Origin of the sequence: Mesonia sp. K7 (assembly GCF_003233725.1) — a bacterium.
Taxonomy (GTDB): Bacteria; Bacteroidota; Bacteroidia; order Flavobacteriales; family Flavobacteriaceae; genus Mesonia.
The window spans coordinates 65,459-83,507 of record NZ_QKQV01000002.1; the positions used below are offsets into that span (position 1 = coordinate 65,459).

18 protein-coding genes are annotated in these 18,049 nt (G+C 35.7%); 3 read left to right on the top strand and 15 right to left on the bottom strand.

The features are described from left to right. The 13 genes from DNG35_RS01740 to pyrR all read right to left on the bottom strand — a co-directional run bounded on the left by DNG35_RS01740 (position 1) and on the right by pyrR (position 10,704). Positions 1-498 (bottom strand): TlpA disulfide reductase family protein, encoded by a 498-nt coding sequence (locus tag DNG35_RS01740; RefSeq protein WP_111126037.1) that lies wholly within the window; start codon positions 496-498, stop codon positions 1-3. A 74-nt stretch (positions 499-572) separates the two neighbouring features. Beyond that, the gene (locus tag DNG35_RS01745) at positions 573-1,658 is read right to left on the bottom strand and encodes a hypothetical protein (RefSeq protein WP_111126038.1); all 1,086 of its coding nucleotides are present in this window, start codon (positions 1,656-1,658) and stop codon (positions 573-575) included. A 230-nt stretch (positions 1,659-1,888) separates the two neighbouring features. After that, positions 1,889-2,269, bottom strand: coding sequence for a VOC family protein (locus tag DNG35_RS01750; protein WP_111126211.1), 381 nt, complete (start codon positions 2,267-2,269; stop codon positions 1,889-1,891). Positions 2,270-2,406: 137 nt separating this feature from the next. Then, complete coding sequence (locus DNG35_RS01755; RefSeq protein WP_199489083.1) at positions 2,407-3,219, bottom strand: helix-turn-helix domain-containing protein; 813 nt, start codon at positions 3,217-3,219, stop codon at positions 2,407-2,409. A gap of 14 nt (positions 3,220-3,233) precedes the next feature. Further along, complete coding sequence (locus DNG35_RS01760; RefSeq protein ID WP_111126039.1) at positions 3,234-3,626, bottom strand: DUF1801 domain-containing protein; 393 nt, start codon at positions 3,624-3,626, stop codon at positions 3,234-3,236. 12 nt (positions 3,627-3,638) lie between these two features. Then, positions 3,639-4,538 (bottom strand): Ppx/GppA phosphatase family protein, encoded by a 900-nt coding sequence (locus DNG35_RS01765; protein WP_111126040.1) that lies wholly within the window; start codon positions 4,536-4,538, stop codon positions 3,639-3,641. A 10-nt stretch (positions 4,539-4,548) separates the two neighbouring features. After that, on the bottom strand, positions 4,549-6,651 hold the full coding sequence (gene ppk1, locus DNG35_RS01770; protein ID WP_111126041.1) for a polyphosphate kinase 1: 2,103 nt from the start codon (positions 6,649-6,651) through the stop codon (positions 4,549-4,551). Beyond that, on the bottom strand, positions 6,645-7,133 hold the full coding sequence (locus DNG35_RS01775; protein WP_111126042.1) for a histidine phosphatase family protein: 489 nt from the start codon (positions 7,131-7,133) through the stop codon (positions 6,645-6,647). The genes ppk1 and DNG35_RS01775 overlap by 7 nt, the downstream gene beginning before the upstream one ends. 11 nt (positions 7,134-7,144) lie before the next feature. Further along, positions 7,145-7,783, bottom strand: a complete 639-nt coding sequence (gene pdxH / locus DNG35_RS01780) for a pyridoxamine 5'-phosphate oxidase (protein ID WP_111126043.1) — start codon at positions 7,781-7,783, stop codon at positions 7,145-7,147. 59 nt (positions 7,784-7,842) lie between these two features. After that, positions 7,843-8,751 (bottom strand): ribonuclease Z, encoded by a 909-nt coding sequence (locus DNG35_RS01785; RefSeq protein WP_111126044.1) that lies wholly within the window; start codon positions 8,749-8,751, stop codon positions 7,843-7,845. A 10-nt stretch (positions 8,752-8,761) separates the two neighbouring features. Further along, positions 8,762-9,100, bottom strand: a complete 339-nt coding sequence (locus tag DNG35_RS01790; protein ID WP_111126045.1) for a ribonuclease Z — start codon at positions 9,098-9,100, stop codon at positions 8,762-8,764. Between the two features lie 122 nt (positions 9,101-9,222). Next, positions 9,223-10,155 (bottom strand): aspartate carbamoyltransferase catalytic subunit, encoded by a 933-nt coding sequence (locus tag DNG35_RS01795; protein WP_111126046.1) that lies wholly within the window; start codon positions 10,153-10,155, stop codon positions 9,223-9,225. 9 nt (positions 10,156-10,164) lie between these two features. Continuing rightward, complete coding sequence (pyrR, locus tag DNG35_RS01800; protein ID WP_111126047.1) at positions 10,165-10,704, bottom strand: bifunctional pyr operon transcriptional regulator/uracil phosphoribosyltransferase PyrR; 540 nt, start codon at positions 10,702-10,704, stop codon at positions 10,165-10,167. A gap of 220 nt (positions 10,705-10,924) precedes the next feature. On the opposite strand from pyrR, the gene dnaN reads away from it, so the two are divergent. The 3 genes from dnaN (at position 10,925) to DNG35_RS01815 (ending at position 13,686) form a co-directional block, all read left to right on the top strand. Beyond that, entirely contained in the window at positions 10,925-12,043 is a 1,119-nt protein-coding gene (gene dnaN, locus DNG35_RS01805; protein ID WP_111126048.1) for a DNA polymerase III subunit beta, read from the top strand. Between the two features lie 179 nt (positions 12,044-12,222). Then, on the top strand, positions 12,223-12,720 hold the full coding sequence (locus DNG35_RS01810) for a Dps family protein (RefSeq protein ID WP_111126049.1): 498 nt from the start codon (positions 12,223-12,225) through the stop codon (positions 12,718-12,720). Positions 12,721-12,732: 12 nt separating this feature from the next. Further along, positions 12,733-13,686, top strand: a complete 954-nt coding sequence (locus DNG35_RS01815) for a mechanosensitive ion channel family protein (protein WP_233494433.1) — start codon at positions 12,733-12,735, stop codon at positions 13,684-13,686. 36 nt (positions 13,687-13,722) lie between these two features. On the opposite strand, the gene DNG35_RS01820 is transcribed toward DNG35_RS01815, so the two are convergent. Then, positions 13,723-14,247 (bottom strand): GNAT family N-acetyltransferase, encoded by a 525-nt coding sequence (locus DNG35_RS01820; protein WP_111126050.1) that lies wholly within the window; start codon positions 14,245-14,247, stop codon positions 13,723-13,725. Between the two features lie 25 nt (positions 14,248-14,272). Beyond that, entirely contained in the window at positions 14,273-18,022 is a 3,750-nt protein-coding gene (locus DNG35_RS01825) for a metallophosphoesterase (protein ID WP_111126051.1), read from the bottom strand. Between the last annotated feature and the right edge of the window lie 27 nt (positions 18,023-18,049).

The following is an 18,049-nucleotide window of genomic DNA, read 5'->3' on the forward strand; positions in this document are numbered from 1 at the left end:
TTATTTATACCTTTCAATAATTTGATGAATCACTTCGGAAGTCAACTCATGCCCTGGTAAACTAGGAAAACCTTCCCAACGTACAATTCCGTTAGGATCTATTATAATTACATGCGGAATTCCCCTCACTTGCAAGTAATTTTTCATTACCTCTTTTGTATCTATCGCGCTGTAATAATTAATTTTTGGTCGATGAAGTCTTTTTACTTTAAATTCTGGCTCATCACTTATGCCGATCACTACCAAATTATCTTTAAATTCTTCTTGATAAGCATTCATTTCTGGAATAGCTTTTTTGCAAGGACCACACCAAGTTGCCCAAAAATCTATTAAAACAAATTTCCCTTCTGTGTTTGGCTCTTCTGTAAGCCACTTTTCAACCACTAATTCTGGTGCTGGTTGATTGATAATGGATTTTGCCCAAATCTTTTTTTCTTGTGCTTGTGAAATTCCAATAAAACAGAATAATAACAAAAATGTTAGGCGTATATTTTTCATCACTTCTTGATTTAATTTTCAATATAAAAAATATTTGCTTAATGCTACTTTTTCAGCTTAATTAAAATTATGGTTTATCTCGCTAACCACAATTCAATAAGCTCTTCTATGGTGTCTGCACTACCATCTACTAATTTTTCTGGTTGATAAGTGTCGTACAATTCCCATTTTCCTTGGCGTTTAAAAGCAGAGCCGTACGTGTAATCTAAATGCACTCGCTTGTAATCATCAAAATTAGTATCGAAAACCATTTCTGAATTTCCGTTGTAATAACCTACTTTTCCATCTTTCCATACTTCATACCCCAATGGATGTCTATGTCTGGTAATACTGTCATATTTTGTAGGAATACTTTCCAGAACTTCTGCTTCGCCCATAAATACGCCCCATAATTTTGTTTGTTTATTCCGACCTTTAAAATAGTATCCAAATTCGTCTAAAGCAATGAGTAAATCTACCTTATAATTTTCTCGAATGCTCTCCATCATCGCTAATTGGTAACTTTCAAAACCTCTAGTTTGAGGAACTTCTTCTATAGAATCATATAGAAAATCATGACTGAGGTAATACATATCCTCTCCGTAAACCACCTCAATCAAACCCCATTTCTTACCTGAACGCACCGCAATTTTATCGATTACTTTTCTTACACTTTCTTCTTCTTTATAATCAAAATTGCCATTTTCACTATAAGTTTGAATATAGTCGTACAAAGTATCTTTTTTGGTTTGTACTACTACTTCGTCAAACTTTATTTTAGCCTCAATTTTATTTTCGTCAAGATTTACCAAAAAGGTCTTTTCTTTGCTTTTTGCTATAGTAAACCTATTCTCTTCCATTAAAACTGTAGGAAGTTCAAAACTATACCTATTTGTTTTTTTTTCTAAGAAAACCTGCTCCTCTTCTAGATCGTATAATACCCAATTTCCTTTTTTAAGCTTTAAACGAAAGGGAAATTGACTACTTAAATTGGAATTAAACTCTATAGCGGTGGCTTTATAACTTTTCAGAAAAGCTTTGAGTTGCTTTTTAGGAGTATTTGGATTAATCTCATATTCTACATCAGATTTTTCATCGTAGTACAACACTTGTGCGTTTAAACTAATTGTCCCAAGAACTAAAATACAACCTATCAATCCTATTTTTGATATTTTTTTCATCTGATTTATAATTTTGTAGTGGATCTCCTACAATAGTAACGATAAAAACAGCTTCATCAAATACCCTCTATAAGGGATATTGGCAAGTTGAAAGCAAGTTGATTTTCTATAACTAAAAGTCTTTTTGGGACAATCCCAACTCCAGAACCAAGGTTTTATATTTACTTCAAAACAATGGTTGATCTATTGATTATAGTATTGACAAGTTATCGAGAACTTATTTTTATCTTCTAATTTTCAGGTGGTGCGTAAGTAACGATATCAATCCCAATTCCGTTTGGGTCTACAATAGCAAAATGCCTATCGCCCCAAACTTCATCTCGAAGCTCTACTACCATAGGAACACCTTTTTTATGGAGTTCATTGTAAATTTCATCTACATTCTCAACTTCAATAGTGATATAAACTCCTTTTCCTTGAAATGCAGGTTGAAAAATCGATTTTTGGCTCGGGTGGTTCGGTTTTAGAAAACTAATTTCCGAAGAATGATCGGGCGTGTGTAACAATAAGTAAAATTCGTTTTCAAAGCTGACACCAAAACCTAAGGTTTCGGTATAAAATTTTTTGGTTTCTTCCAGCTTTTCAGTAATAATTCCTGCGTTTAGTTTCATGGTTTTTGTGTTTTGTGCCGCTGTCAATCCAAAGAAAAAACAACATGCAATGATGGTAAATGTTTTCATTATAAATGTATTATACCCACAAATGTATTGTGAACACAAGTATGAATATTGTAAAAAACGGACAAAGTCTAGCGGAAGGCTTCTGAAGGTGTCACCCCATAAAAGGTTTTGAAATTTTTAATAAAATGCGCTTGGTCAAAAAAACCTACATCAAAATAAAGTTTACTTTCTTTAAGGCTCTGTTTAGATGGTTTTGATGACAAAATATACTGAAATCGAACCACATTGGCAAAGGCTTTTGGTGTCGTTCCGATATAGTAATTGAAAATCCTGCGAAGTTGTCGCGAACTCAAACCCGTTTGTAAATCTTTTTCGGTATCTAAAAACCCATTGTTTTGAAAAATAAAGTGCAGTGCTTTAAAAAAACGATTATCATAATTTCGTTCTTTTTCAAGAATGATATTTTCTATTTTTTTACTGAAACGATTGACCATTTCTTGAAATGATAAGGAAGAGGAAAGCTTAGAGACTATCCAATCTGAAAATTCTGGTAAGACATTTTTGAGTTCTTGCGATTGGTTGCTTAGTTTTTTAGCATCTATTTCAAATAGTATAGGAAAAGCCGCAGGTAAAAACCTGATGCCGATGTAATCAAAACTTTTACCTATGGGAAATTCTGTATATTTTCGACAAAAACCCATAACGAAGTTGTTCTTGGTTTGGTGAGGTTCAAAAAAAATATCGATGCAACAGTCTGAAACTACCCGATAAACATAATCTTGTTTTAATTTTTTTGTGGTTTTTAACTGCCAAAAGCAATAAACAAATTTTTCTATTCTTTTGTTGGGTAATGTTTCTTGGTAGATAATTTCTTTATCTCCCTGCTTGATTGTGGGCTGAATGGGGCGATAAAATTCTCTTATGTGGTACAGTTCTTTCACGATTCACGATATCACTATTTCAATCGTTCCAACTTTCCTTTTCGTTTAACCAAATTTTTATAATCCCACTGAATTTCTTGTGACTTCTTCAGCCAGTATTTTAGTTCTTCGGTTTCTATTTCATCAACAGCATTATAAAAAACAGACGCGTCTTTGAACTTTTCTCCTCTTACATTTAGCTTTTCTTCATCGAAATCGGCACCACTCCAAAACATCAGACGGATGCCTTTTTTCTGTTTGCTGTACCCCACAATAGGATTGCCGTCTAAAAACCAAACCGGATGCGCATGCCAGATTTTACTTTCGGCTTCGGGAAGTTCAAGTCTAATGGTATTTGCCAACAGATCACAAATCTCTTGATCTATAGAAGTTTGTTGGTCGTTATAGGTTTGGATTTCTTGTTTCATTTTTATATCATCTTACTCTTCTGCTTTCGCATCGTTATACATCGATTTGACAATCCCGTCGACCAAACCAATTTTAGGTACAAAAATCTTGGTGGCTTTGCTCCAGCGCATTGCCGAAAGGTAGATTTTGGTTGCCGGTACAATTACATCGGCCCGATCGGTATTCAGAATGAGTTTTGAAATACGTTCTTCATAAGTCATCGAAGTGAGCAATTGGTAATAATCGTGAATGTATTTATATGATAGAGGTTTTCCTGGTTTACGCCCACTCGTTTTAAATATATTGTTGATGTTACCACCCGAACCTATCATCTGAATGTGTTGGTATTTTTTGGTCACATTTTTTACCCAATCTTCTACTTCTTTCCAAGCATTTTTGTCCACCATATCATTGAGCAATCGCACTGTCCCCAGTTTAAACGACCGCGAAGTCACCGTTTTTCCTTCCGCAAAAAGCGTAAACTCGGTACTTCCGCCACCCACATCAACATACAAATAGGTTTGATCGTCTTTGATGAGTTCGTGCAGATCGGTCGTGGCAATAATGGCAGCTTCGTGTTTTCCATCGATAATTTCGATTTCGATACCTGTTTCTTCCAGTATTTTTTTAGAAAGCTCCACCCCATTTTTGGCACTTCGCATTGCTGAAGTTGCACATGCTTTAAAACGCTCTATTTTGTGTACTTTCATCAGTAAATCGTATGCTTTCATCGCTTCCAACATACGATTGGCGTTGGCTTTGGAAATTCTTCCGCGTAAAAATACATCTTCTCCCAAACGAATTGGCACTCGCACTAAAGAAGTCTTTTTAAAAATCGGTTCTTCACCTTTAGGTTCAATAATCGTCGAAACAAGTAACCTTACAGCATTTGATCCGACATCGATGGCGGCATATTTTTTTATTCCTAACAAATTGTTGGTTTTAGGTGGTTAATTTTAGTTTTTGGGTTTCGTCTTGAGTTTCGTCAAGTTTTTGTAAATAATATTGGTACGTTGCAAATTGACTACGCAATTTTGGGTTCTTGCTCTGTACATATTCGTTTTCACTGTTTTCTTTAAAAACACGTGCTTTTACATTGTCATTCCAACAGATATTAAAAGTATCTAACAGCTCTTGCTGAATGTCTTCTTGCAAAATCGGACATGTGATTTCTACTCGATAATCGAGGTTCCTGGTCATCCAGTCCGCAGAGGAAATGTAAGTTTTTCTATCACCGCCGTTTTCAAAAATAAACAACCTTGGATGCTCTAAGTATTTATCGACAATACTTATGGCTTCGATGTTTTCGCTCATTCCTTGTACTCCAGGAACCAAACAGCAGATTCCTCTCACAATCAACTGAATTTTAACACCAGCTCTACTCGCTTCGTAAAGTTTATCAATCATTTTATAATCGGATAAGCTATTTAGCTTTAAGCGAATTCCTGAAGGTAAACCTTTGATCGCATTTTTGATTTCGACATCGATGAGTCGCTCAAAAGCATTTCTAGAATAATGCGGCGAAACAATCAGGTGTTTGTATTTTTTTACTTTGTAGTTGATTTCAAAAAAATCAAATACTTTTTCGACATCCTTTAAAATTGCCTGATTGGTGGTGAATAACGTATAATCTGTATACACCTTTGCGGTGGTTTCATTAAAATTACCCGTACTGATAAACCCGTAACGTTTGACTTTGTGATCTTCTAAACGCTCAATTACGCAAGCTTTACAGTGAACTTTTAGTCCTGAAACACCAAAAATAAGTTTCACGCCTTCACGCTGCATTTGTTCGGCATAACGGATGTTATTTTCTTCGTCAAATCGCGCTCGTAATTCTATCGAAACCGTGACTCTTTTCCCGTTTTTTACTGCATTAATCAACGAACTTGCGATGTGCGAAATTTCCGCTAGACGGTAAATGGTAATCTTAATGCTTTGTACTTTTGGGTCTAGAGCCGATTCGCGTAAAAACTTAACGGTATACGAAAAGGTATGGTAAGGTGTATATTGTAAATAATCTTTTTCGGCTATTTTCCCGAGCAAACTTCCTTGCAAACTCCAGTCCTGTACCGGTAACGGATTGTATTGCCTGTAAAACAATTCTTCTGGACCAATTCTAGGGAATTTCATGTAATCTTTTCGATTGTGGTATCTTCCTCCTGGAATGATACTATCGGCATCGTCTATTCCCATCTTTTTCAACAAAAATTGCAAGGTGTCGTCATCTATATTTTTGTCGTAAACAAAACGAACGGGTTCGCCTTCTACTCGATCTTTGATGCTTGACAACAACTTTTCGATATAACTTTTATCGATATCTCCAGCCATATCGAGTTCTGCATCACGCGTGATTTTTATCATATGAGCAGAAAGACTTTTATAATCAAAAATATTGAAAATACTGTGTAGGTTAAAACGAATCAAATCATCCAACAGAATGATATACTTTTCTTGCTCATCTTCTTCCGAAGGAATTTCTACAAAACGTTCGATACCACGAGGTATTTCAATTAAAATATATTGCTTGGACTTGCTTCCCTCTTCTTCATTTAAAATCATTTTTACTGCCAAATAAGCTGCACTGTCTTTAAGTCGAGGTATTTCTTCCAGGTCATTGAGAATAATCGTCACCAAAGCAGGACTTACTTTTTGTAAGTAATAATCTTTAACAAATTGTGCTTGTTTTTCGGATACTTCGTCTTCTTTAATAATGTAAATATGATGTTCTTCCAATTGACGGTGAATATCATCTAAAATTTCCAAACTTCTTGCTTGCTGATCAATTACAATTTGCGTGATCTCTTTGAGTAAACTGCTCGCCTTAAAACCTCCGAGCACTTTTTTACCGCCTTTTCCAGCTTGAGCAATACGTCTAATGGTAGCATAACGCACACGAAAGAATTCGTCTAAGTTGTTAGAGAAAATTCCGAGAAATCGCAAACGCTCGATAAGCGGAACGCTTTCGTCTGCTGCTTCTTGCAACACACGTGCATTAAATTGTAACCAACTGATTTCTCTATTGATATATTTGTTTTTCACGATCGAAACATTTTAGGGAAAAGTTTAAACAAGGTTTTTCCGTCGGAAATCTCTTTCCAGGACTTTTGCTGAAAAGAAATACAGACCAAACCTGTTGTCGGCACATTATCGATAAAATCATCACCTAAGTAATTAGCAACGCTAGTAAATGCTGGGTTGTGCCCAAAAATCATGATATTGTTCTCTCTATCATCAAAACCTTGGATAACTTGCATAAGATGCTGTACATTAAAGGCGTACAAATCTTCTAAAACAGTGAAATCACTATCTTTTACCTGAAGTTCTTTTTTAAACATTTTTGCGGTTTCTAATGCTCTCACGGCTTTGCTGCTATACATTTTCACCTCGTGTGTAAGATGTTTCTGCAAAGCACTAAGCACCAATTCTGCATCGTTATAAGCACGCTTTTCCAAAGGTCTTTTGTGATCTGGCAAATCATACTCCCAAGAGGATTTACCGTGTCTAACTAAATATAAAGTTTTCATAGTTTAAAATTTTAGGGAGATAAACGGTCTATCATCCATTTACCTGCTTCCAAATGATACCGAAACCTATCGTGTAAACGATTGGTTCTCCCTTGCCAAAATTCATAAGAAATTGGCTTTACCAAATAGCCACCCCAAGACTCTGGTCTTTTTAAGTTTTCATTTAGATTATTTAATTCAACTAATTTATTTTCAATAATTTGCCTACTTTCAACAATCTGGCTTTGATTAGAAACAATCGCTCCTATCTGACTTCCCTTCGGGCGTGAATAAAAATACTCATCAGACTTTTGCTTTGAAACTTTTTTGGCATCACCTTGAATAATAATTTGGCGCTCAGCCTTTGGCCAGAAAAACGAAAGCGAAACTTTTGGATGTTTTTCTATTGCCTTTCCTTTTTGACTGTTATAATTGGTATAAAAAATAAAGCCTTCTTCAGAAAATTCTTTTAACAGCACTACTCTACTTTGGGGATATCCGTTTTTGCCAAGGGTAGAAAGCGTCATCGCATTTACTTCTTCCACCCATTTATTTTGCTCGGTTTCTTCAAACCAATTTTTAAATTGCACCAACGGATCATGGTGCAGCGCTTTCCGCGTAAGCTCTCCTTTCTGGTAAGATTTTCGGTAGTCTTGCAACTTTTTCTCCATACTGCAAGTTACAAGTTTCCTAAGGATTGGAAAATACTTTAAAGAAAGTTTATAAAATTTTATTCGATGCCAATCACCTTTCCGTCATCAGCCAACTCTACATGATCAAAAACAGTTTTTGCCTCCTCTTGAAAACTCTTAATGTTTCCGTAACGTGTAGAATAATGCCCTAAAATAAGCTTTTTAACCTTGGCTGCCTTGGCAATCATCGCGGCTTCTTTAGCCGTACTGTGCCGCGTGTCTTTACATAAATGTTTATGGCTTTCTAAGAAAGTAGCTTCGTGATAAAGGGCATTCACACCGTTTATGAGCGGAATAATTTCTGGATGGTAAAACGTATCGCTGCAAAAAGCATAACTTTTCGTTGGTTTTGGCTCATCGGTCAATAAATGGTTAGGAACAACCGAACCATCGTCCAACACAACATCTTTTCCTTTTTTGATACTTCGGTAATAAGCCTTGTCAATATTATATTCTAACGCCTTACCGATGAGTAATTTTCTATCGCCTGGTTTTTCTTCAAACAAAAAACCATTGGTATACACTCGATGTTTTAACGGAATGGTTTTTACAGTAACGCGTTCGTCTTCAAAAATGAGTTCGCTAGTTTTACTGTTCAATTCCTTAAAAAAAAGGTTAAAGCTCGTCCATGATTTTGAAAGCTTGAGTTGCAGCGCAATGATCTCTTTAATGCCTTTTGGCCCGTAAATGGTCAAATCGGCTTGTCTTCCCAGAAGATTGAAGGTAGAAATCAATCCGATAAGCCCAAAAAAATGATCGCCGTGTAAGTGCGAAATAAAAATATGTTTTATTTGGTTGAATTTGATGCGCTGTTTTCGTAATTGTACTTGCGTACCTTCGCCGCAATCGATAAGGAACAAATGGTTGGCTATATTTAAAACCTGAGCTGTTGGGTGATGATTGGTTTGTGGTGTTGCCGAGTAACAGCCAAGAATATGCACTTGCATCACAAAAAGATTAAAAAGCTTCTAAGTCGCGCTCAATTTCTTCCATTTGGATAACATCTTCTGCTTCTTGCAGTGTGGGAACAACCATCAATTCGTCTGGAACTTGATCGATCATAATCGCATCGTTTGCAATCACAAAAGATTTTTTTTTCTCACGATGCTTATTCGAAAGTCTAAGAAATGAAAGCAGCTCTTCGAGCGAAAGTTCACCGTAGTTTAAAATATCAACTACTACATTCTTGCCTTCTATTTTACCGTACGCAACATTTTCCAAGTAATTGGCAAAACCCTTGATATCACTTTTTTCGTCTTGAACGATGATGTAAAAATCTTTATCGGTTATTTTCATCTGTTTAAAATTTTATAGTTTACTGAAATTGAAAAAACTAAAAATTTTTTCACATTCAGGAATTCGCATGAAAAATTTAATCATATCGGTTGGTGCAATGATGAAATTTATTTATGCTCATTTCATTCCTGTTTAATTTTTGATGCCAGAAGGTAAATTACTGCCATTCTAACGGCTACTCCGTTTTGCACTTGATCTAGAATAATGGCATTTTTAGAGTCTGCAATATCGCTCGTGATTTCTACACCTCGGTTGATTGGTCCTGGATGCATTATGACGATTTCTTTCTTTAAACTATCTAATATTTTTTTATTGAGTCCAAATTGTTGTACATATTCACGAGTTGATGGAAAATAACTGATTTCCATACGTTCGTTCTGCACGCGAAGCATATTTGCCACATCGCACCATTGTAGACCTTTTATTAAGTTATGCTCTACTTCTACTCCAAGACTTTCGATATATTTGGGCATTAAGGTGTTTGGTCCGCAAACTTTTACTTCTGCTCCTTGTAGTTTTAAAGCGAAAATATTGCTCAACGCAACTCGGCTATGTAAAATATCTCCTACAATCAGCACTTTTTTTCCTTTGACTTCCCCTAATTTTTCCCTAATGGAATAAGAATCCAACAATGCTTGTGTCGGATGTTCGTGTGCTCCATCACCAGCATTGATGATACTTGCATCGACATGTTGTGACAAAAACACTGAAGCTCCTGGATTTGGATGGCGCATCACCACCATATCTACTTTCATCGCTAAGATATTGTTGACCGTGTCTATAAGGGTCTCTCCCTTTTTTACAGAAGATGAAGCCGCTGAGAAGTTGATCACATCGGCACTTAAACGTTTTTCAGCAAGTTCGAAAGAAAGTTTGGTGCGCGTACTGTTTTCAAAAAATAGATTGGCAATGGTAATATCTCGTAACGAAGGTACTTTTTTTATCGGTCGGTTGATAACTTCTTTAAAGTGATCTGCAGTTTCAAAAATAAGTTCGATATCCTCTTTTTTGAGGTATTTTATTCCCAACAAGTGATTTACACTTAGTTCTGCCATTTTCTAATTTTATTTTTTAACTAAATATACACTATCTTCTTTGGCATTTTCCAGCCAATTTACAATCACTTTTTCTTCGTTGATTGCATCTACTTGTCTGCCGTTATAATCGGGCTGAATGGGTAAATGTCTGCTGAACCTTCTGTCGATAAGCGTTAGCAATTCGATACTTTTTGGTCTTCCGTAAGATTGTATAGCTGTAAGTGCCGAACGAATACTTCTTCCGGTAAACAATACATCATCGATAAATACTACTTTTTTATCTTCTACCAAAAAATCGATTTTGGTTTTGTTGGCTTCTAATGGTTTTTCGCTTCTTCTGAAATCGTCACGGTAAAAAGTAATGTCTAATTTCCCGTATTTTAGGTTTTGAATCTGGTAATCTTCAGAAAGTATTTTGATGATTCTATCGGCAAAAAAAACACCTCGGGGTTGAATTCCTATAAGAGCAGTTTCTGAAAAATCTTGGTGATTTTCTATTAGCTGACAAGCCAAACGATGTAAAATAATCTCTATTTCTTTCGCATCAAGTAATCGTTTTTGGCTCATTACAGAAGTAGTCAACTTTATATTTAAAAGCAAAAGTAAAGAATAATTGCATGATTACCTATACTTCACTCCTAATTTTTGTTTCGCGAAAGCTACCTAAAATCTCACAGCTATTAACAATTTACGGTTTTCTGTTAACAAAAAAATATTTGCAAAATGCTATTTTTTGTGACAATCAGATATATTTGTATTCCTTACACAAAAACAGAAATACGATTATATGAAATTTATTGTCTCGAGTTCATATCTATTAAAGCAATTACAGATTGTTGGCGGCGTCATCAACAACACCAACACCCTACCGATATTAGACAACTTTTTGTTTGAACTAAAACAAAACGAACTAAAAGTTTCTGCTTCCGATTTAGAGTCGACCATTACCGCTACTTTAGAAGTAGAATCAGATTCTGAAGGAAGTATTGCTGTTCCTGCAAAGCTCTTGTTAGAAACCTTAAAAACTTTTCCGGAACAACCACTTACATTTATTGCCGAAGAGAACAATAAACTTGAGTTGAGTTCTAGTTATGGTAAATATGCCCTCGCTTACGCGGATGGTAACGAATTTCCGAATGCTGTAGAATTAGAAGACGCTGTTTCGACAACTATTTCGGCAGATGTTCTCTCTACGGCAATTGCTAAAACCATTTTTGCTTCGGGTAATGACGATTTACGTCCTGTAATGAGTGGTGTTTTCTTTCAGTTTTCACCAGAAGGCTTGACCTTTGTCGCTACCGATGCACATAAACTGGTAAAATATACCCGAGAAGATGTGACTGCGAGCCAAGCTGCAGAATATATTATGCCAAAAAAACCGCTCAATCTTTTAAAAGGAATTTTAGCAGGAAGTGATAGTGATGTCATTATAGAATATAATGAGACGAACGCTAAATTTAGCTTTGAGCAAATACAGCTTACTTGCCGTTTGATCGACGGAAAGTATCCTAATTATGAAGCGGTGATTCCAAGAGAAAACCCGAACAAATTGATGATTGATCGTTCTCAATTTTTAAACTCTGTAAAAAGGGTAGCTATTTTCTCGAACAAGACTACACACCAAGTTCGTTTAAAAATTGCTGGTGCAGAACTTAATATTTCTGCCGAGGACATCGATTATAGTAACAAAGCTGAAGAAAGACTTACGTGCGACTATCAAGGAGACGATATGCAAATTGGGTTCAACTCTCGCTTTTTGGTAGAAATGCTCAACAACCTTAACGCAACTGATGTACAATTGGAAATGAGTTTGCCCAACCGTGCTGGGATTCTAACTCCGAAAGACGGTTTAGACGACGGCGAAAAAGTAATGATGTTGGTCATGCCTGTGATGCTAAACAACTAAGCTTATATATAAACCAAACCCAAAAGTCTGCTCATATAGCAGACTTTTTTTATGTGTTCGCGAAAGCTCTATCAAAGTTTCTCCCGGAAAGGGTTAAAAAAATACTAAACCCTAATATGGTAGTCGAAAATCCGAAAAAATGATTATATTTTTGTGACAAATACAATAAAAAAACAACTATGGAATATTTAAAACTAAACGAAGAGAAAAATAAAAAAACCGTCGAACAGCTCAATATTTTGTTGGCAGACTATCATTTATACTATCAAAAGCTTAGAAATTTCCATTGGAATATTGTAGGAAAAAACTTTTTTGACCTTCACGAAAAGTTTGAGGAAATGTACGATGACGCGGTTTTAAAAATAGACGAAATTGCTGAGCGCATCTTAACCTTAAGATTTCAACCCGTGAGCAATTATTCTGATTATTTAGACTTATCAAACCTTAGTGAGTCGAAAAGTGAACTCACCGATGTAAAAATGGTCAAAGATTTACTCAAAGACCACGGGAAGATTATTACCCAAATGCGTAAAGTTGTAGATGTTGCCGACAAAGCTAATGACGAAGGAACTATCGATTTAATTGGAGCATACATTAGAGAACTAGAAAAAGTAAGCTGGATGCTCGATGCATGGACGATGAAGTCTTCTGATACGCACAAAGAGCTTGATGAGTAAAATATTATACCCATGCAAAAACTCACCGATAAGCTTCCTGAAGAAATGGAAGTAGTCACAACTCCTATCGAGAAAATTTACACCAAGTTAGATGGTTGGCTAGAAGCCCTTATAGTCAACCTTCCTAATATTGTGATGGCAATTATCGTTTTTGTCATATTTCTGATTTTTTCTAATTTCTTCAGTAAGTTTTTAAATCGACTGTTACAACGCCGAAATCTTCAGGTTTCGGTAAGGTCGATTATTGTAAAACTCAGCACCGTCATCATTATTTCTATTGGTTTTTTTGTAGCACTTAGTGCTTTAGGACTTAATAGTTTATTGACCACTTTATTGACCGGTGCTGGATTATTGGCAATGGCGGTTGGTTTAGCTCTACAAGGTCCACTTAGCAATACTTTCTCGGGGGTAATTCTTAGTTTTTTGCCAGAAATACGCATTGGCGACTGGATAGAAACCCACGGTTTTGCTGGAGAAGTAACCGAAATTAATTTGCGCTCTATCGTACTGAAAGAGAACGACAATAACTTGGTGATGATTCCTAACTCAAAAATCGCTGACGATACTTTTAAAAACTTTACCAGGACTTCGCGCTCACGCATCATTTTGTCTTGTGGTATTGGTTATGAAAGTGACCTAGAGTTTGTAGAAAAAGTGACCAAAGAAGCCATAGCACCTTTATTTGAGCAACGCGAAGATGAAGAAATCGAATTTGCTTATACTGAATTTGGAGACAGTTCTATCAATTTTGTGGTTCGTTTCTGGACCAATGTTGGCAGGCAAAAAGATATCTTAATGGCTAAGCACCAAGCGATTTTAGCTGTCAAAAAAGCTTTTAATAAAAATGATATCAACATACCTTTCCCAATAAGAACACTGGATTTTGGAAAAAATAAATTTCGTTCTGATGTGATCACGATCGAGAACAAAATGCAAGCAAATAAATCCAGCGAAAGCGAAAATTAAGAGATTAGCTTACCTATACAAATAGGGTTTTGAAGTTTATTTCTTCGCTTCAATCACATACAGCATCAATTCTTCTTCATCGCCAGGTATTCTAATGTTTTGTACAAAAGTCAAACCTAATTTTTCAATCAATTTTCGTGAGGAAAGGTTCTCTTTTATCGTGATGGCATTCAGCTTTTTTAAACCAAAATCTTCGAAAGCAGCTTGTTTAATCTGAAAAGCGGCTTCGTAAGCATAAACTTTTTTCTCGTAATCGGGTAAAAATGCAAAACCGATGTCAACCCCATCGATCCCCTTGCGATTGTACAAACCACAAGTACCCATTTTCTGCTGATCTTCTTTTCTAATCACTGTATAGTTTGAAAACCCCATTTTTTCTAACTGTGGTATCATTTTTACTTTGATGTAATTTTCAGCTTCTTTTGGAGAATTGATATTGCGTTGACCAATATATTTAATCCATTTGGGTGAATTGAGCAAATCAAAAATAAACTGGGAATCTTCTATAGAAGTTGGCCTTAGAAAAAGCCGTTCGGTTTCAAAGGTTTTATAAATTTTCAATTTAACAAAAAAAGTTATGCATTATTTAGAACCTAAATCCAAAATCAAAACTAAATCGCCACCCATCTTCTCCTCTGAACATATTAAACTTTCCGTTGATTGATTGTGCTCCGACTATGTATAGTCCGCCGCCAAAATCGTTGTGCCATCTTTTACTGTCTTCGTCACCTAACCAAACCCGACCTAAATCTGCCCCAGCAAAAAGACCAATTTTTATGGGGACAATTCGGGTTCTAAACTGGTTAAAGGTATAGCGAAGATCTGCTCCTGTTGCAAGAGAGGATTCACCCATAAAACGTTCGTTTCGGTAGCCTCGCAAACCATTATCACCACCAATCCATGCGGCTTGGTAGATTTCAAAATCATCACTAAAGTTAAATTTAGAATCTGCATGCGTATTGATTACCCATTTTCTATTTCGGGAAATCGCATTATAAAATTCTAGTGAGGGCTCAAGATACCCATAAAATTTATTGGTATCTGCTGTGTTTATATTTCCACCAAGAGTGACCTTAAAATCCATACCTCTTGTTGGGATAAGACGATTGTCATAGCTCTCATAACGATAAGTTCCTTCTACACCAGCAAAATACTTTCTATCGTAAAACTTGTCATCGGTTGTAAAAAACTGTTCGTCTAAAAACCTATCATGATCTTCTCTTATTCTCACCGATTCTAAAGTCAGTAAATATTCAAAATAGCTTCCAAAAGGAGTAGCCTTTTTCAAACCAGCTTTAAAACCATATTTATTGATTCGCATTCGGTTATAATCCATCGATTCACCATCTATTTCGTCATTATTGGTTTCGTTTCCATAACCAAAAAAGTTCATCGTATAACTCGGACTCGTATAATAAGCGTCTGCAGCGAAATTATAATTACCTATAAAGTTTGCAAATTGTGTTTCTAAATTTAAATCGAAAGCGTCTGTAGCAAAATAGTAACCTACTCCTAAGCGCAGCTGTGAGGTATAGGGATTTCTTTTGAATTTATATTTATTGAAGGTTGTTTGTACCCCTAATCTAATACCATCGTCAGGATTGTATCCGAAACCAGGCAAATATGAAGTAGATTCGTAAATACGTTTATCTTTATCATAGGTGTTGATATCGTATTGATCTGTTAATCTTAACTTGGCATCACCTATTTTGTCAAAAGTATTTGGCATCGATTGAAAGTCATAGATTTTTATACGTTCACCATTTTGAGCTTCATAGGTATCATTTTCTTTACCTCCTATTATTTTAATTGGGATATAATCTTTGGAGCTTCCTGTAATTAAAAACTGATCCTTATCTCGTAAGCCGTAAATCCAAATATCATTCGTTTCCTCTAAAGAATAGATTTTATCACTCACCATAGATGAGCGTTTGCCTTCTATATTTCTATAAATTTTTACACGGGTTTTTCCCTCGGGAAGCCGCTCTATATCTATAAAATCATCTTTGTCTGTTGCGGTAATAATGGCCAGTTTTGCCATATGATTGTAATAACGCTCTGCTATTTCAACAATATTACCTCGGCGTTTCTTTAAGTTTTCGATAATTAGTTTGGTAGACTCTTGCTCATATATTTCTTGAGGCAATTTTAAGAAAGCTTCTTCGATTACTTGGTCTGTAATATTTTCTTGAATGTATTTTGCTTGCTGCATCCATTCTGTTTTACCCGTGTTTTGAAGGACAGACCTATCTAAACCAGTTGCACTAAGGTTAAACCAAGCAATGTCATTGATGTTTTCACCGTAAGAACCAAATTGATTTCCAAAACCTACAACCCCGCGTAAAGTACCAAAAAAAGCACCATCAAAATTAGAAAAAACTTGGTCTCTATCTTGTGGAATTGGTTCAAAAATATGATCACCATTACTTTCTATATGTTCAGCCCAACGCCATTGGTCTTGATGCCTGTCCCAATCACCAATAAGCATATCAAAAATTCTAGCTTTGATATAAGTGGTTTCGTCTATTCTAAATTTTTCGTCACGACGAATATGTTCAAACATTGAGTTGGTGGTTTCTATGCTTATTAAATCTTCACCAAATGCTTTTGATGCCAACCAGTTGTCTTCTGCTCTTTTCTCCAAGGTAAAAAGTTCGTTACCAAACTCATCATTAAACCTTCCAAGCGATTCTTGTTTGGGAATATAATAAATTTTGATGTCGGTATTTTTTAGATTAATCGCATTCGAAAGATGCGGAATGGTAGAAAAAGCATAAGGGTGTGCTGCGGTATAAAAATCCTCTACAGCACTATCAACTAGGGTGTTCTCAAAATTTTCACCAATAGACTCATCTTTATAAGCTTGTGCTTTTAAAAAATCTATTGCACTCTTTTTTAATGCGGTAAGTGTATATTGCTTACCTTCTTTGTCTCGTAAACGTAAAGATCGTGACTGTCTTCCTCCACCACTTTCCATGACTTCCAAACCGCCATGAAGGGTATCTAAATAAGCCACCGGAACTTCAATTTTTACACCATATAAATCGTTGTAATGCGAACCAAAAAGACTTTTGTAAACTTTACTTTCTTGAGTACTGTCTCTATCATAAATAGAGGCTAAAATGGTTTGTTGTTGTATTTTATCTTTTGAATAAGGTGTTAAATCGTACTCTACTTTTGCTTCAAAAACCTCTTGTTGAAACATCAGTTTAGCTTTGTTGTTCTCATTTTTATAGAACTGCACCCAAGTAGAGCCGTCTTTAAAAACATCGTAAATGGCAAAACCTTGACCTGCATAACCAAAGATACCGTTCTTTCTTAAGCTTGTATAACTAACTTTAGAGCCAGAACCCGAAACAATCTGATGAATATTTTCTTCGATATTGTACTGTAAATTATGTTCGTGCCCTGCTACAAACATGACGTGTGTATACCCAGAAGCCATGGCTTTAATACGATCGACCATATTTTTATAGCGTTGGTTTTGTGCATCCTGTATAGAAACTCCGCCTGTTGTTCTTACAAGTGTTGCTAAGGAACCCAAAACGGGTAAAGGAATGCTTCTTGACGAAGGAAATAAGTGCCTTGAGATATGATAATTACCTCCATGAACACCGTTAGTCAATAAAGGATGGTGCATCGCAACTACCACGTTCTTGGTTTCGTATTTTCTTAAGGTATTATCTAGCTCTTGAAGCATAGCTTCACGTGTCTTTACTTTAGGACAATTATCATTGATGGTTGGATTATTATCCCAGTTTTCGAGATACCACTGCGTATCGATGACTACAAGCACCACTTCCTCTGATATTTCTCTAATTTCTATACCACATCCTGTTGGTGGAGACCAAACATCTTCTCTACCCATTTGTTCCCTGATAAAATCTCGCTGCTCATTTAGACTGTTTATTCTGTCTCCATACCAATCATGATTTCCCGGAACAAAAAGCACATTCCCTTTAAAGTTTTCTACCGTTTCTAATTGAGAATTCATAATATCCTCAGATTCTGATCTGGTTTTATCACCAGCAGGAGGCATTCCAACAGGGTAAATATTATCTCCAAGAAAAAGTGCATGGGCGTTTTTTGTGGTAATTGAATCTACAGCACTCAAAGAATCGATAATATTTTTAAATGCGATTGTTCCGAAAGAAGAGCCATCTTTTGGCATATAACCAGCGTCACCTATCAAGAAAAAACGATGCTCTATTTTCTTATGAGTTGGGTAAACAACTGCTTTTTGAGCTTCTTTATCTTTATACTGCGGAAAATCGTATGTGGAACAACCCAACAGAACTAAGGTGAAAATTGTTAGAACAATGTTATTTTTTTTCATAAAATCTGAATAGACTTAGTTTTTTCG